This is a genomic window from Micromonospora sp. CA-246542 (assembly GCF_050942905.1).
Taxonomy (GTDB): domain Bacteria; phylum Actinomycetota; class Actinomycetes; order Mycobacteriales; family Micromonosporaceae; genus Micromonospora.
On sequence record NZ_CP192040.1, the window covers coordinates 70,686 to 85,951 of the forward strand.

Below are 15,266 nucleotides of genomic sequence, written 5' to 3' on the forward strand. Positions count from 1 at the left end.
TTGCCGGCACTGGTCATCACCGTTGCCCGGTTCGGGTTCCTGATCCTGCTGTGGATCTTCGTGTTCACGGTGGTCGGCGTGATCCGCCGAGATCTCTTCGCGGGAGCCCGATCCGGTCGCCTGGTGGCGGCACCGCGCGCGGTTGGCGCCTCGACGGGGCAGGCGGCCAAACCGGCGAAGGCGAAGCGGGGTAGGGCGGCCCACCAGCTGGTGGTCACCGCCGGTCAGTTGGCCGGCACCCGCATCACCCTCGGTGAAGCGCAGATCACCATCGGTCGGGCCGAGGACTCCACCCTGGTCATCACCGACGACTACGCCTCCGCGCGGCACGCGAGACTCCTACCGCGCGAGGGTCAGTGGTTCGTCGAGGATCTCGGCTCGACTAACGGCACGTACCTGGATCGCGCTAAGGTCACCGGACCAACCCCCGTACCCCTCGGCGTGCCGATCCGGATCGGCCGCACTTCCCTCGAATTACGGCCATGACTCTGACCCTGCGCTATGCGGCCCACAGCGACCGCGGTCTGATCCGTGACGGCAATCAAGACTCCGTCTACGCCGGGCCGCGGCTACTCGCCGTTGCCGACGGCATGGGCGGCATGGCCGCCGGTGACGTCGCCAGCAACATCGTCATCGGTGCCATGGCGCCGCTCGACGAGGATGTCCCTGGGGACGCCCTCGTCGACGCGCTGCGTTCGGCCGTGGGCACCGCCAACCAACAGCTCCGCGACACGGTGGACGCCAACCCGCAGTTGGAGGGGATGGGCACCACACTGACGGCGACCCTCTTCTCCGGCAGCAAGCTGGGGATGGTCCACATCGGTGACTCGCGGGCCTATCTGCTGCGCAACGGTGAGTTCGCACAGATCACCAAGGACGACACGTACGTCCAGATGCTCGTCGACGAGGGCCGGATCAGCGCCGAGGAGGCCAGCAGCCACCCACAGCGGTCGCTGCTGACCCGCGCGCTGGACGGCCGGGACATCGACCCGGAGTACTCGGTGCGCCAGGTGCTCCCCGGTGACCGCTACCTGATCTGCAGCGACGGCCTCTCGGGTGTGGTGAGCGCCGAGACCATCGGCGAGACCCTGCGCGAGTACACCGATCCGCAGCAGTGCGTCGAGCGGCTGGTGCAGCTCGCGCTGCGCGGCGGCGGCCCGGACAACATCACGGTGATCATCGCCGATGCCACCGACCACGACATCGTCGAGGCGACCCCGATCGTCGGCGGTGCCGCCGCCCGGGACCGGGGCATGGCCACCTCCGCCGACGACTCGACCCCGGCCGCCCGGGCCTCGGCGCTCTCCGCGCCGCGCCCCGCCGCGCCGGAGGAGCCCGCCGCCGCGGACGACGAGCCGGAACCGCGCAAGCGCCGGCCGGTACGCGCCACCGCCATGGCCGTGGCCCTTCTGGTGATCCTCGGCGGAGGACTCTTCGCCGGCTGGACGTACACCCAGCGCCAGTACTACGTGGGTGCCACCGACGAGGGCCAGGTCGCCGTCTTCCGCGGCATCCAGGGGCAGATCGCCGGGATGGACCTGTCCACCGTGCACCGCACCAGCGGCACCCGGTTGGACGACCTCACCGTCGCCGCCCAGGACACGGTCAAGGTGGGCATCCGCGCCAAGAGCGAGCCGGACGCCGAACGGCAGCTCGCGGAGCTGACCAGCGACACGCCGACCAACCCGAACCTGAAGCCGCTCTGCGCGCCCGACCCGGGCGCGTTGACCGGCTCGCCCACGCCCACTCCTTCCCCGACCCCGCCCGTGACGTCCCCGACGCCGGCCACCAGCCCCAGCGCGTCGGTGAACGGGGTCCTCAGCGCGAGCCCGACCACGGCGGTCACCGCCGGCGGGACCGATCCGACCACCGCACCCGACGCCACGCCCTCCGACTCGGCACCGCCGGCGCTCGACCCGGCCGGCTGCCGGTCTCCTGAGTGAGCGTCGACTGAGATCACAAGGACTCCACCCGTGACCGTAGCGGCCACACCGGCATCCTCGCCCGCCACCACGGGCGGGGAGTCCGGCGTACGCCTGGCCCGGTCCCGACGCAACGCCGAGCTGTCCCTGCTGCTGTTGGCCATGGTGCTGGTGGCCGCGTACATGGCGACCGTCGAGGCGAACCTCCTGGACACGGTCACGCCGGACTTCTGGATGCCCGCCGCCGCGCTCGGGGCGGTCTTCCTCGGCCTGCACCTGGTCATCCGGTTCCTCGCCCCGTTCGCCGATCCGGCTCTCCTGCCGGCGGTGGCGCTGCTCAACGGTCTCGGCGTGGGCTTCCTGCGCCGGATCGACCTGGGTGAGGCCGCGCCGGTGGACCGGGAGGACCTGGCCACGTTCGCCGGCATCGGTGGCCGGCAGCTCGCCTGGACGCTCGCCTCGGTGATCCTCGCCGCGGGCCTGCTCGCGATCATGCGCGACCACCGTTCGGTGTCCCGGTACGCGTACACCCTGGGACTCGCCGGCATCGTGCTGGTGATGCTCCCGGCGGTGCTGCCGCGCAGCATGTCCGAGATCAACGGCGCCAAGCTGTGGATCCGTCTCGGCGGGTTCTCGATCCAGCCGGGTGAGTTCGCCAAGCTGGCGCTGCTGGTCTTCTTCGCGTACTACCTGGTGCGTAAGCGCGAGGTGCTCTCACTGGCGAGCCGGCGGTTCCTCGGTATCGACTTCCCCCGCGGCCGGGACCTCGGACCGGTGGTCGTGGTCTGGTTGATCAGCCTCCTGGTGCTGGTCTTCGAGAAGGACCTCGGTACCTCTCTGCTGTACTTCGGCATGTTCGTGGTGACCCTCTACATCGCCACCGAACGGGTCAGTTGGCTGCTGATCGGTCTGCTTCTCTTCTTCGGTGGCGCCTACCTCGCGTACGTCCTCGGTTCGACGGTCGGCGGGCCGTTCGCCAACTTCTACGTGCGCGCCGAGATCTGGCTGGACCCGTTCGCCGACCCGACCGACAAGGGCTATCAGCTCGTCCAGGGTCTGCTCGCCCTCGGCACGGGCGGGCTCTTCGGCGCCGGACCGGGCGGCGGTCAGCCGGACATCCTGCCCGAGGTGCAGAACGACTTCATCTTCGCCGGCATCGGCGAGGAGATCGGCCTCTTCGGTCTCTCCGCGCTGCTGGTGGTCTACCTGCTGATCGTGGAGCGGGGTCTGCGCGCCGCGCTGGCGGTCCGTGACTCGTTCGGCAAGCTGCTCGCCGGCGGCCTCGCCTTCACCCTGGGCCTCCAGGTCTTCGTGATCGTCGGCGGCATCAGCAAGCTGATCCCGCTGACCGGCCAGACCACGCCGTTCCTGTCCGCCGGTGGCTCGTCGCTGATGGCGAACTGGCTGCTCATCGCGGTTCTGCTGCGGGTCTCCGACGGGGCTCGGCGGCCGGTGACCGGTGGCGCCGGCAAGGCGGCCCGACCGGCGGGCGGTCCGCCCGAGCAGTTGCACGGTGCTCCCACGGAGGTGATCAAGCCGTGAACGCACCCCTGCGTCGTGTCGGTGTCGTCGTCATGGTCCTGTTCGGTCTGCTCTTCGCGAACCTGAACTGGATCCAGGCGTACAAGGCCGATGAGTACCGCACCAGTGACTACAACGGTCGGGTCCAGGTCGCCGACTACAAGCGCAAGCGCGGCAACATCGAGGCCGGCGGCACCGCGTTGGCCACCAGCAAGGAGACCACCGGCAAGCTGAAGTTCCAGCGCACCTACCCGGGCGGCGCCAAGTACGCCCATGTGCTCGGCTACAAGCCGGTCAACCTGGCCGACACCGGCATCGAGCAGTTGGAGAACGACTTCCTGGCCGGCACCAGCGACCAGTTGATCGGCGACCGGTTCAAGGACATGTTCACCGGCGACGAGACCGCCGGCGGCAACGTGCTGCTCACGCTCTCGAAGCGGGCGCAGGACGTGGCGTACGACCAGATGCGCAACAACCAGGTGGATGCGAAGAGGGGCGCGGCGATCGCCATCGACCCGCGTACCGGTGCGGTGCAGGCCCTGGTGTCGATGCCCAGCTTCGACCCGAACCCGCTCGTCAGCCACGACACCACCGCGGCGGCTGCGGAGATCAACAAGCTGGAGCAGAACCCGGACGGTCCGCTGAAGAACCGCGCCCTCTCCGAGACGCTGCCCCCGGGCTCCACCTTCAAGATCGTGGTTGCCGCGGCGGCGTTGGAGAACGGCGTCACCAAGTCGACCCCGATCCCGGCCGGGTCCAGCTACACGCCGCCCACCTCGGGCAGCCCGATCCGTAACGCCGCAGCGTCGATCTGCCCCGAGCCGCAGGTCACCCTCCAGGAGGCGGTCACCGAATCCTGCAACACGGGCTTCGCGCAGCTCGGTGTGCGGCTCGGCGCGGACAAGGTCAAGGAGAAGGCCCGCCAGTTCGGCTTCGAGCAGGAGGACCTCACCGTCGGCCAGCTCGGCGAGGGCGGCCTGCGGACGGCGGCCAGCCGGACCGGCGACATGCAGAACCCGGACGGCAGCACCGACCCGGCCGCGCTCGCCCAGTCCTCGATCGGCCAGAACAACGTCCGGATGACCCCGTTGCAGGGCGCGATGATCGCCGGGGCGGTCGCCAACGGCGGCAGCCAGATGCGGCCGTACCTGGTCCGGCAGCTCCTCGCCCCGGACCGGACCACCAGCTACTACACCGCGAAGGCACGGGAGCTGCGCCAGCCCGTCGAGCCGCAGGTCGCCTCCGACCTGCGCGACATGATGGTCAGCGTCGTGCAGAAGGGCACCGGCCAGAAGGCGGCGATCAGCGGTTACACGGTGGGCGGCAAGACGGGTACGGCGCAGTCCGCGCCGGACCGCCCCGACCACGGCTGGTTCATCGGCTTCGCGCTGGACAAGAACGGCAACCCGGTCTCGGCCGTGTGTGTCGTACTGGAGCAGGCCGGCAGCGGCGGCAGCGCCGAGGCGGCCCGGATCGGTGGCCAGATCATGCGGGCCGCCATCGCCGACCCCGGGGGCCGCTGACATGCTCAGCCCTGGCGTGCAGCTCGGCAACCGCTACCGTCTCGACGAGCGGATCGCCAGCGGCGGCATGGGTGACGTCTGGCGCGGCACCGACCAGGTGCTCGGCCGGACGGTCGCGGTGAAGAGCCTGCTCCCGGCGTTGCTCGACGACCCGGACTTCGCGGAGCGGTTCCGGGGCGAGGCCCGGACGATGGCCACGATCAACCACCCCGGGGTCGTCGACGTCTACGACTTCGGCAACGATCAGCAGATCGCGTTCCTGGTCATGGAGTACGTCGAGGGCGACGCCCTGTCCTCCACGCTCAGCCGGGTCGGCCGGCTCACCCCGGCCCGCACCATGGCGCTCGTCGCGCAGGCCGCGGACGCGCTGCACGCCGCGCACGAGAAGGGCATCGTGCACCGCGACGTGAAGCCGGGCAACCTGCTGGTCCGGCCGAACGGCACGCTCGTGCTGACCGACTTCGGCATCGCCCGCTCGGACATCGTCGGCCAACTCACCGCCGCCGGCTCGGTGCTCGGCACCGCCTCGTACATCTCGCCCGAGCAGGCCACCGGGCAGGTGGCCACCCCGGCGTCCGACGTGTACGCGCTCGGCGTGGTCGCCTACCAGTGCCTCGCCGGCCGGCGACCGTTCGAAGGGGACAACCCGCTCGACATCGCCATGCGGCACGTCCGCGAGACGCCGCGCCCGCTGCCCAACGACATCCCGCCGCAGGTCCGGGCGGTCGTCGAGCGGGCGTTGGCCAAGGACCCGGCCGCCCGCTGGCCGAGCGCCGCCGCCCTCGCCTCGGTCGCCCGGCAGCTCAAGGCCGCACTGTCCCAGCAGGCCCGGGCCGGCGGTCACTCCGCGCCGATCTCCGGGGCACCGTCCTCGCCCGCCGCGCCGGGCCGGGCCCAGGTGCCGCAGGCGCAGCAGTTCCGCCCGCCGGGTGCGCCACACCGGCAGCCGCCCGTCGGGCAGCGCCCGACCGCGATCGCGCCCGCCCAACAACCCCGCCCCACCGCGGTCGCGCCGGCCGTACCGCACGCCCGGCCGCCGGTCGCCCAGGCCGGCTATCCGCGCGGCGCCGCGGCGGTGCCGCCGGCACAGACCCGGCAGGAACACCCACCGGCGTACGCCCGGCAGGCCGGTCCGGCGTCCGAGCCGAGCCGGTCCCGGCCCGGGATGGTGCTCGTCGCCATCCTGCTGGCCTTACTGGTCCTGCTCTGCTCCGGCGTGATTTCCTACAAACTGCGGAAGGCGTCGCAGACGGGTACGTCCGGGGCGACGACTTCACAGACCGTGACGTCCGGCGCGCTGCGGCTCGACGGACGCGACGATGCGACCCGGACGTCGTACCGTCGTGAGGTACGACTCCGGCCGGGTTACGGCGGGACGACGACGAGCGAAGGACGACAGACGCGATGACAGCGCAGGCCCGCCTGCTCGGTGGCAGGTACCAGGTCGGCGAGCTGCTCGGCTACGGCGGCATGGCCGAGGTGCACCGCGGTCGCGACCTCCGGCTCGGTCGGGACGTCGCGATCAAGATGCTCCGTACCGACCTCGCCCGGGACGCGACGTTCCAGATGCGCTTCCGCCGGGAGGCGCAGAACGCGGCGTCGCTCAACCACCCGGCGATCGTGGCGGTCTACGACACCGGCGAGGAGACCGCCCCGACCGGCGAGACGCTGCCCTTCATCGTCATGGAGTTCGTCAACGGACGGACGTTGAAGGAGGTCCTCGGCGTCGAGGGCCGGTTGCAGCCCCGCCGTGCGTTGGAGATCTGCGCCGACATGTGCGCGGCGTTGGAGTTCAGCCACCGGCACGGGATCATCCACCGGGACATCAAGCCGGGCAACGTCATGCTCACCCAGACCGGTCAGGTCAAGGTGATGGACTTCGGCATCGCCCGGGCGCTGGCCAGCGGCGCGACGACCATGACGCAGACCAGCGCGGTCATCGGCACGGCCCAGTACCTGTCGCCGGAGCAGGCGCGCGGTGAGGCCGTGGACGCCCGCTCCGACGTGTACGCGGCGGGCTGCGTCCTCTTCGAGCTGGTCTGTGGTCACCCGCCGTTCGTGGGTGACAGCCCCGTCAGCGTCGCGTACCAGCACGTACGGGAGACCCCGCCGACCCCGAGCGACATCAACCCGGACGTCACTCCGGCGGTCGACGCGATCGTGCTCAAGGCGCTGTCGAAGAACCCGCTGAACCGCTACCAGAGTGCCGGTGAGATGCGCGCCGACCTGCTGCGTGCCGCCGCTGGCCGCCCGGTGCTGGCCACTCCGGTGCTGCGCGAGGCGGAGACGGTGGCGATGGCCCCGGCCGGCGGCGGTGCCGCCGGCTACCCGCCGGCCGCCACCGGGCAGCAGACCCGGCAGATCCCGGCCCGGGTCGGCGACCCGCGCCAGCGCAAGGCGTCCTCCTGGCTGATCGCCCTGTTCAGCGCGGTCGGCGTGCTGGCGGTGATCGCCCTGGTCGCCGCGCTGCTGTGGAGTGAGCAGCAGGACAAGGACCTGAAGGCGGTGCCGACGCTCGCCGGCAAGACGCGCGACGCGGCGGTCACCGAGATCCGCAACGCGGGCTTCAACCCGGTGGTCGGCGATCCTGTCCTGGCCAACGACTGCACGAAGGGCACCGTCGCCAAGCAGGATCCCGCGGCGGGTGCGCGGCTGAAGTCGGAGAGCACGGTGACCGTCCAGATCTGCGACGGCAAGCCCGACGTCAAGATCCCTCCGGGTCTGGTCAACTCGCAGTTCGACAACGTCGCGCCCCAGCTCGAAGCGTTGGGGCTGACCGTGGAACAGAAGCCGGTCGACAACCCCGCGCAGAAGGGCATCGTCGTCAAGGTCAGCCCGCCCTCGGGGTCCACCGTTGCCCAGGACAGCAAGGTCACCCTCGAGGTCTCGCGCGGCAACGTCAGCAAGGTGCCCAACGTCGTCAACTCCACGAAGGACGACGCCGCCGCCGAGCTCCGCGCGGCGGGTTACGTGGTCAGCTTCCGCGAGGGCGACGAGGTGCCGGCCGCCGAGGCCGGCCGGGTCCAGAGGCAGAACCCGAAGGGCGGCACCGAGCTGGCCCAGGGCAAGACGGTGACCATCGAGGTCGGCATCCCGGAGCCGGTCGAGGAGACGCCCACTCCACCGGGGTCGCCGACGCCGACGCCGAGCGGCACGCCGACGCCCGGCGGCGGTGGCGGCACGGGCCAGCCGATCATCCCGCCGTTCCGGGTGGGCGGGGAGTAGCCGTCCGCATCCGGGTGCGGGGCCTGCGGGCACCCGTCGACGACCGCCCACCGGCGGTGCGTCGCTGGCGACGGCGGCTGCGACGCGTGGCGGTCCTGGGCGTGGTCGTGCTGGCACTGAGCAGCGTCCCGTGGATGTGGACGACACTCGGCGCGCGCGGGCACACCCACGACGAGGCGGGGGCGCCCGTCGCCGACGTCGTGATCGTCCTCGGTACGGCGGCGGCAGCGGACGGCCGGCAACCGGGTGACCGGCTCGCCGGCCGTCTGGAGACCGCCGCCGAGCTGGTGCGTACCGGGCGGGCGCGGGCGGTGTTGGTGTTTGGGGACGGCGGTGGCACCTCCGGCGACGAGCCGACGGTGATGACCGCGTACCTGACCGAGCGGCTCGGCGTCGACCCGGGACGGGTGGTGGCGGACCCGTTCGGCCTGGACACGTACGACAGCTGCGTCCGAGCCCGGGACGTGTACGGCGTCGAGCGCGCGCTGATCGTGACGCAGTCCTACCACCTGTCCCGGGCGGTGACGCTCTGCCGGCACCTCGGCCTCGACGTCGACGGGGTGGCCGCCCGCTGCGACGGGTGCGGTTCCGTCATGCTCGCCGGTAAGGCGGTCCGGGACTACCTGGCCAGCGGCAAGGCGGCCTGGGACGCGTTCCGGGAGCGGCCACCCGCGGTCCGGTCACCCGCGAACCCGGCCGTGCGGGACGCCCTCAGAAGCTGACCGGGTGTTCAGTAGGTGGCGAAGGCGGCGAGCCGCCGGGCGTCCACCTCGGCGGCCAGCGCCGGCGCGCGTTCCAGCGCCTCGGTGTGACCGCAGCTCGCGAGCCAGTTGGCGAGCATCAGGTGGCCGCCCTCGGTGAGCACCGACTCCGGGTGGAACTGCACACCCTCGATGGGCAGCGTCCGGTGCCGCATCGCCATCACCACTCCGGACCCGGTCCAGCCGGTGACCTCCAGCTCGTCTGGCAGTGTCTCGGGCAGGACGGCCAGCGAGTGGTAGCGGGTGGCGGTGAACGGGTCGGGCAGGCCGGCGAGCACGCCGACGGAGTGGTGGCGTACCTCGGAGGTCTTGCCGTGCAGCAGCTCGGGGGCCCGGGTGACGGTCGCCCCGAACGCCTCCCCGATGGCCTGGTGACCGAGGCAGACACCGAAGATCGGCAGCTGGTCCGCGTACTCCCGGATGACGTCCAGGCAGATGCCCGCACGGTCCGGGCTGCCCGGACCGGGTGAGAGCAGGACGCCCGCCGCGCCCAGCCGGCCGACCTCGGCGACGTCGATCTCGTCGTTGCGGCGCACGTCGCAGTCCACGCCGAGCTGGCCCAGGTACTGCACCAGGTTGAAGACGAACGAGTCGTAGTTGTCGATCACCAGGACGCGCATCGTCACCTGCTCGAAGGGGTCGGCTCGGGGTTGTTCCGTTCCGTGTCGTACGGCAGCTCGTGCTCGTCGCCGGTCGGCGTGTCGTCGGTCACCGCATCGCCGCCGCCCGGCTCGCCGGGAACGCCGGAGTCCTCCTGGGTGACCTGGACGTCGTCGAAGGGCAGCAGGGGCTCGGCCCACGGAAAGGCCACGTACCAGAGCAGGGCGACCGTGGCGGCCGCGAGCAGCACCGACCCGACGAGCTTGCCGGCCAGTCCGAACGGGAGCTTGCGCCAGATGAACGCGTACACCGGGTCAGCCTCCCAGCTCGGTCGGGCGACCCGCCGACTTGGGCTGGGTCCGGTCCAACTCCGCGTGGATGATCAGGCGCTGGTAGTTGTCCCACTTGGGGTTGCAGGTGGTCAGGGTGAGCATCCGCTTGGTCGGCTTCTTGTTGGGTTCGCCGGGCACGGGCGCCACGACCTCGACCTGCGTCGGCTTGACGATGCGGGTCTGTGCCACCCGGTAGACGTACCAGTCGGTCTTGCCCTCGACCACGATCGCGTCGCCGTCGTGCAACTCGTCCAGCCGCCAGAAGGTGGCCCGGTTCCGGTGGCCGGCGACGGAGAAGTTGCCGACCTGGCCGGGCAGCGCGCTGGTCGGGTAGTGGCCCGGCGCGTAGCGGATGTCGTCCTGGGTGACGCCCTCGACCACCACCCAGTTCTTGTCGAGCTTGGGGATGTAGAGGCCGGCGATCGGCTTGCCCCGCACCGGCGGGGACGGCTTGGCGCTCGGGGCCTTCGACGGGACGACCGTCGGGTCGTCGGTGGGGCCCCACTCTCGGGCGAGTTGGCTGCTGAGGTCGTTCTGGTGGGCGTCCACGACGGCGGACTTGCCCCACACCTCGTAGCCGGCGAAGAGGAGCACCACCAGGCCGAAGGTGATCAGGACTTCGCCGGTGGCCCGGATGCCGGTCCGGAGTCGGGAGGCGATGGACGGACGGGTCAGCTCCGAGTAGACGCTCTTGTAGCCCTCGCCGGTCTGGTGCGGCCGGAGTTGGACGACCCGCTCCCCCCGACGCGGCCGCGGCGGCTCGGCGGCGCCGTCACCCTCGCCGGTCGGCCCCTCCGGTGCCGGCGTACGGGGAACCGCACCCATCAGCGCCGTCGTGTCGATGGACGGAGGCCGGGGTGTCGGCCTGCTGGTCACGGTGGGGATGAGCGCGGTGGCGTTCGGGTCGGCGGTGCGGCCGGGTGCGGCCGGGAGACGGGTGCGCCCGAGCCGCCGGTCGGGCGCGTGGACCCGGGGTGATCTTCGGAATGAACGCGGTCGGCGCGTCGCCGCCCGGCGACGCGGGGACACCGGGGGCGGGGACGCGCTCGGTGGTGTGGGCGCGCTCGATGGTGTGGGCGGGCTCGGTGGCGTGACGGCGCTCGGCGGTGTGGGCGTGCTCGGGGGCGTGGCGGCGGCGGGGGAGCAGTCGACTCGGCGCGGGGCGCTGCGGTACCCGGCCAGCGAGGCGGCGCGGTCGGGGTCGCGTGGTCGGGGGAGCCCTGCGGGTCGGACCATCCGGGGCTCGGTGCCTCGAAGGCGGCGGGCGGGCCCGTCGGCCGTGACCGGCTGGGCAGCACGGGATCCGGCCAGTTGCCGGTCGGCGTCCGCCCCGGGGTCGGGGCGGGCCGGGACGGCGACGACCCGGGTCGGCCTACGGTGGACTCGACCTGGCCCGGCGAGGACTCCACCCGGCCCGCAGGCGGCTCGGCGCGACCCGGCTCGGGTCGGTCGACCTTGGGCAGGAAGGCCGTCGGATCGTCGGCCTGGTCCCGGTGTCGGCCGTCGCGGCGCTCGTCGGGGCCGCTCACTTGGGCACCGTCGCCGAGCGCAGGGCCGTCGAATCCTCGAAGGCCGGGACGGTCACCGTGGAGACGGACTCCTTGTAGCCGAGTTGGTAGTCGTCGACTGCGTCCTTGAACAACCGGACTCCCTCAGAGCTGGCGAGGGCCTGCTGGAGGGCAGCGGGATCGCCGATTGCTACGATCTTGAACGGTGGGGAGTACACCCGGCCATGAAGCAGCAGGGTGTTACCGACGCAGCGTACCGCGCTGGTTGCGAGCACGCGGACGTTCATGATTGACATGGCCTCCGCACCACCCGCCCAGAGCGCGTTGACCACCGCCTGCACGTCCCCCTGGTGCACGACCAGGTCGTCGTTGGTGGCGTCGGAGTGAGCCTCGTCGTTGTGCTGGGGCGCGTCGTTCAGCTCGACCGTGACGGCCGTGCCGGTGACGGGAGTGAATCCGGCCGCCGCGAGGCTGCGTTGGGCTCGGTTCTGCTGGGCCTTGATCGGGGCGTCCGAGTCGGCAAGCGTGTTGGTGCGTTGCTCGACCTCGCCGCGCAGGGTGGCGGCCCGGCGCTCGCTCGCCGTGACCTGCTGCTGCCGCTCCTCGATGAGCTGGTTGAGCTGGGGCCGCCGGTCCTCCCGGAGGGCGGTACCGCCGGCGGTGGTCGCGGTGGTGGTGAAGAGCAGTCCCGCCGCGGCGGCGATCAGGGGCACCCCGATCGACCAGCCCGGTCGCCGTTGGCGTGGCCGCCGGGGCAGCAGCCCGGCGACGGCCCGTCGGAGGACCTTCTGCCAGGAGGCGGCGCCGGATGTGTACTCCACCGAGCGTTCCTTCCGAGTGTCGGGGACCGGTTCGTGACGACTGGGCCGCGATGCGAACAGTCCCGCCCTTTTCGGTCACTCCATGTACCTGCCTGACCCCATTCGTGGTCCAGGCGGCCGTTCGGGACTACGCTAGCTGTCGAACATTATTGGCCATGAACCGTCGCCTCCGCGTCCGGTTGTCAGGCCGGACGAGGTTGTCACCCCCTCTGGAGAGCGCCGTGCCCAAGTCTCAGGTCCGCAAGAAGAAGGTGTACACCCCGCCGACGGACGTCCGTCCGACGACGACGGCGGCGTCGCGCAAGCCTAGCCCGGTGTGGCTGCCGATCACCGCGGTCGCTCTGATCGTCGCGGGCATCGGCTGGCTTGTCGTCTACTACCTCTCCGAGCAGGAGTACCCGGTCGCCTCGTGGCAGTACTGGAACCTGGCGGTCGGCTTCGGCGCGATGGTCGCGTCGCTGGTGCTGCTCTCCCGCTGGCGCTGAGCCCGCTCGGGCCGCCGCCGCACCGCGCCATCCACCACCGGACCGCAGGATCTCCGTCACCCGCCGAGCCCCTGCCCGGCAGGACCGGGCCGGGCACCCTATGGTGTCCGCAGGCGGCGTGGCCTACTGCGAGATGACTCACGTTACTGCTGGGTAACCTTCGCGTAGGCTGCACTGCATGACCGAGCGGAGCGAGGTCATCGACCGGTCCGGTCGCAGGTGCGGCGGCGCGCCGCTGTCCTACGCCTGTCCCGGCCCCGGTTGCTGAACCGCTCGACGAGCAGCAGACCGGGGAGGCCAACTCGATGGGCAGCGTCCAGATCGTCACCACGATCCTCGCGGCTGGCATCACCGCCGTGGCGGTGTGGCTGGCGGTGCGCGCGGTCATGAAGATGACGGCCGTGATCCGGCTGGGGCAACCCGCTCCGGAGCGGTTCGCCGACAAGGGCGCCCGCACCAGGAAGATGCTGGTGGAGACCGCCGGCCACACCCGGATGCTCAAGTGGGGTGTGGTGGGCGCCGCCCACTGGTTCGTGATGGTCGGCTTCATCGTGCTGTCGCTGCTGGTGCTCGAGGCGTACTTCGAGGTGGTCACGCCGACCGGCGGACTGCCGGTCATCGGGCACTGGACCGTCTTCGGGCTGGCCACCGAGATCATCACGGTGCTCGGGCTGGTCGGCATCCTGGTGTTGATGGCGATCCGACTGCGGAACCGGCCGAGCCGGCCCGGCGGTCGCTCCCGCTTCACCGGCTCGACCATGTGGCAGGGGTACTTCGTCGAGTGGATCGTGCTGCTGGTCCTGGTCTTCGGCCTGGTGATCCGGGGCTTCAAGGTCGCCACCGACCACTTCGAGTACCCGGTCTGGGCGACCCCGGTCAGCCACGCGGTCGGCGCGATCCTCCCGGACTGGTCGGACGGCGCGAGCGTCGCCGCGCTCATCAAGATCGTCATCTCGATGACCTGGCTGATCGTCATCTCGCTCAACGTCACCATGGGCGTCGCCTGGCACCGCTTCCTGGCGTTCCCCAACATCTTCTTCAAGCGCGACCCGGAGAAGCCGGCCGGCTCCGGGCTGGGCCCGTTGCGTCCGATGACCAGCCAGGGCAAGCCGCTCGACTTCGAGGAGGCCGACCCGGAGAAGGACCAGTTCGGCGTCGCCCAGGTCGAGCAGTTCACCTGGAAGGGCCTGCTCGACTTCAGCACCTGCACGGAGTGCGGTCGCTGCCAGTCGCAGTGCCCCGCCTGGAACACCGGCAAGCCGCTGTCGCCGAAGCTGCTCGTGCTCAGCCTGCGCGACCACGCGTACGCGAAGGCGCCTTACCTGCTGGCCGGCGGCGGCAAGGACCTCACCGGCGAGGAGAAGGCCACCCAGGCGCAGCTCGCGCACCTGGACGTGCTGTCGCTCGCCGAGGGTGACAAGCCGCTGATCGGCACGGCCGAGGAGGGCGGGGTCATCGACCCGGACGTCCTCTGGTCCTGCACCACCTGCGGCGCCTGCGTCGAGCAGTGCCCGGTGGACATCGAGCACGTGGACCACATCGTCGACATGCGGCGCTACCAGGTGCTCATCGAGTCGAGCTTCCCCTCCGAGGCCGGCGTGATGCTGCGCAACCTGGAGAACAAGGGCAACCCGTGGGGTGCGCCGCAGAACACCCGTGAGGACTGGACCAAGGGCCTCGACTTCGAGGTGCCCCGGGTCGGCGAGGTGGACGACTTCGAGTACCTGTTCTGGGTCGGCTGCGCCGGCGCGTTCGAGGACCGGGCCAAGAAGACCACCCGCGCGGTCGCCACCCTGCTCAACGAGGCCGGCGTGAGCTTCGCGATCCTCGGCGAGGGCGAGACGTGCTCCGGCGACCCGGCCCGCCGGATCGGCAACGAGTTCGTCTTCCAGATGCTCGCCCAGCAGAACGTCGAGACGCTCAACGAGGCGTTCGAGGGCCGGGAGAAGACCAAGCGCAAGATCGTCGCCACCTGCCCGCACTGCTTCAACACGCTCGGCAACGAGTACGGCCAGCTCGGCGGCGAGTTCGAGGTGGTACACCACACCCAACTGCTGGCCCACCTGGTCTCCACCGGCAAGCTGACCCCGGTGCAGCCGGTCGACGGCGGTGTCACCTACCACGACCCCTGCTACCTGGGCCGGCACAACCGGGTCTTCGCCGCCCCCCGCGAGGTGCTGGGCGACTCGATTCAGGGCGAGCTGACCGAGATGCCGCGCAACAGCGAGCGCTCCTTCTGCTGCGGCGCCGGCGGCGCCCGGATGTGGATGGAAGAGAAGATCGGCAAGCGGATCAACGTGGACCGGGTCGAGGAGGCCATGGCCACCGGGGCGAAGACGGTGGCCGTCGGTTGCCCGTTCTGCTCGACCATGCTCAACGACGGCGTCAACGGCAAGGGCGCCGGCGAGCAGGTCGAGGTCATCGACGTGGCGAGCGTCCTGCTGCGCTCGGTCAAGCCCGAGCAGCCGCGCGGCGACAAGGAGTCGACGTCGGTCGCCGGCTGAGGCGTACACCTCGGTTCCGAACATCGGTGGCGGCGGCCCGCAGGGGCCGTCGCCGCCGTGCAAG

The 15,266-nt window shown here is 71.3% G+C and carries 12 protein-coding genes and 1 pseudogene; 9 read left to right on the top strand and 4 right to left on the bottom strand.

Annotation, left to right across the window (positions count from 1 at the left end; translation table 11 throughout):
* From ACQP0N_RS00360 to ACQP0N_RS00390, 7 genes are read left to right on the top strand one after another with little or no spacing between them, the layout of a single operon-like run.
* Positions 1–486, top strand: a complete 486-nt coding sequence (locus ACQP0N_RS00360) for an FHA domain-containing protein FhaB/FipA (protein WP_355048517.1) — start codon at positions 1–3, stop codon at positions 484–486.
* On the top strand, positions 483–1,943 hold the full coding sequence (locus tag ACQP0N_RS00365; protein WP_433116651.1) for a PP2C family protein-serine/threonine phosphatase: 1,461 nt from the start codon (positions 483–485) through the stop codon (positions 1,941–1,943). The genes ACQP0N_RS00360 and ACQP0N_RS00365 overlap by 4 nt, the downstream gene beginning before the upstream one ends.
* A 30-nt stretch (positions 1,944–1,973) precedes the next feature.
* Positions 1,974–3,464, top strand: coding sequence for an FtsW/RodA/SpoVE family cell cycle protein (locus ACQP0N_RS00370; protein WP_355048515.1), 1,491 nt, complete (start codon positions 1,974–1,976; stop codon positions 3,462–3,464).
* Positions 3,461–4,966 carry a peptidoglycan D,D-transpeptidase FtsI family protein gene (locus ACQP0N_RS00375; RefSeq protein ID WP_355048514.1) on the top strand — a complete coding sequence of 502 codons (1,506 nt, stop codon included), beginning with the start codon at positions 3,461–3,463 and terminating at the stop codon, positions 4,964–4,966. The genes ACQP0N_RS00370 and ACQP0N_RS00375 overlap by 4 nt, the downstream gene beginning before the upstream one ends.
* Before the next feature lies 1 nt (position 4,967).
* Positions 4,968–6,374 carry a protein kinase domain-containing protein gene (locus ACQP0N_RS00380; RefSeq protein ID WP_355048513.1) on the top strand — a complete coding sequence of 469 codons (1,407 nt, stop codon included), beginning with the start codon at positions 4,968–4,970 and terminating at the stop codon, positions 6,372–6,374.
* Positions 6,371–8,191, top strand: coding sequence for a Stk1 family PASTA domain-containing Ser/Thr kinase (gene pknB, locus ACQP0N_RS00385; protein ID WP_433116654.1), 1,821 nt, complete (start codon positions 6,371–6,373; stop codon positions 8,189–8,191). The genes ACQP0N_RS00380 and pknB overlap by 4 nt, the downstream gene beginning before the upstream one ends.
* A gap of 14 nt (positions 8,192–8,205) precedes the next feature.
* Positions 8,206–8,913, top strand: a complete 708-nt coding sequence (locus ACQP0N_RS00390) for a SanA/YdcF family protein (RefSeq protein WP_433116656.1) — start codon at positions 8,206–8,208, stop codon at positions 8,911–8,913.
* An 8-nt stretch (positions 8,914–8,921) separates the two neighbouring features.
* On the opposite strand, the gene ACQP0N_RS00395 is transcribed toward ACQP0N_RS00390, so the two are convergent.
* From ACQP0N_RS00395 to ACQP0N_RS00410, 4 genes and pseudogenes are all read right to left on the bottom strand, one after another.
* Positions 8,922–9,572 carry an aminodeoxychorismate/anthranilate synthase component II gene (locus ACQP0N_RS00395; RefSeq protein ID WP_433116658.1) on the bottom strand — a complete coding sequence of 217 codons (651 nt, stop codon included), beginning with the start codon at positions 9,570–9,572 and terminating at the stop codon, positions 8,922–8,924.
* 2 nt (positions 9,573–9,574) lie between these two features.
* Positions 9,575–9,862 carry a hypothetical protein gene (locus ACQP0N_RS00400; RefSeq protein WP_433116660.1) on the bottom strand — a complete coding sequence of 96 codons (288 nt, stop codon included), beginning with the start codon at positions 9,860–9,862 and terminating at the stop codon, positions 9,575–9,577.
* A 4-nt stretch (positions 9,863–9,866) separates the two neighbouring features.
* Positions 9,867–11,413: pseudogene (locus tag ACQP0N_RS00405) on the bottom strand (class E sortase).
* Positions 11,410–12,213 carry a DUF881 domain-containing protein gene (locus ACQP0N_RS00410; RefSeq protein ID WP_355048507.1) on the bottom strand — a complete coding sequence of 268 codons (804 nt, stop codon included), beginning with the start codon at positions 12,211–12,213 and terminating at the stop codon, positions 11,410–11,412. The pseudogene ACQP0N_RS00405 and the gene ACQP0N_RS00410 overlap by 4 nt, the downstream one beginning before the upstream one ends.
* Positions 12,214–12,434: 221 nt before the next feature.
* On the opposite strand from ACQP0N_RS00410, the gene ACQP0N_RS00415 reads away from it, so the two are divergent.
* The gene (locus ACQP0N_RS00415; protein ID WP_007454145.1) at positions 12,435–12,698 is read left to right on the top strand and encodes a cell division protein CrgA; all 264 of its coding nucleotides are present in this window, start codon (positions 12,435–12,437) and stop codon (positions 12,696–12,698) included.
* A 305-nt stretch (positions 12,699–13,003) separates the two neighbouring features.
* On the top strand, positions 13,004–15,202 hold the full coding sequence (locus ACQP0N_RS00420; RefSeq protein WP_433116662.1) for a (Fe-S)-binding protein: 2,199 nt from the start codon (positions 13,004–13,006) through the stop codon (positions 15,200–15,202).
* The last annotated feature ends 64 nt before the right edge of the window (positions 15,203–15,266 follow it).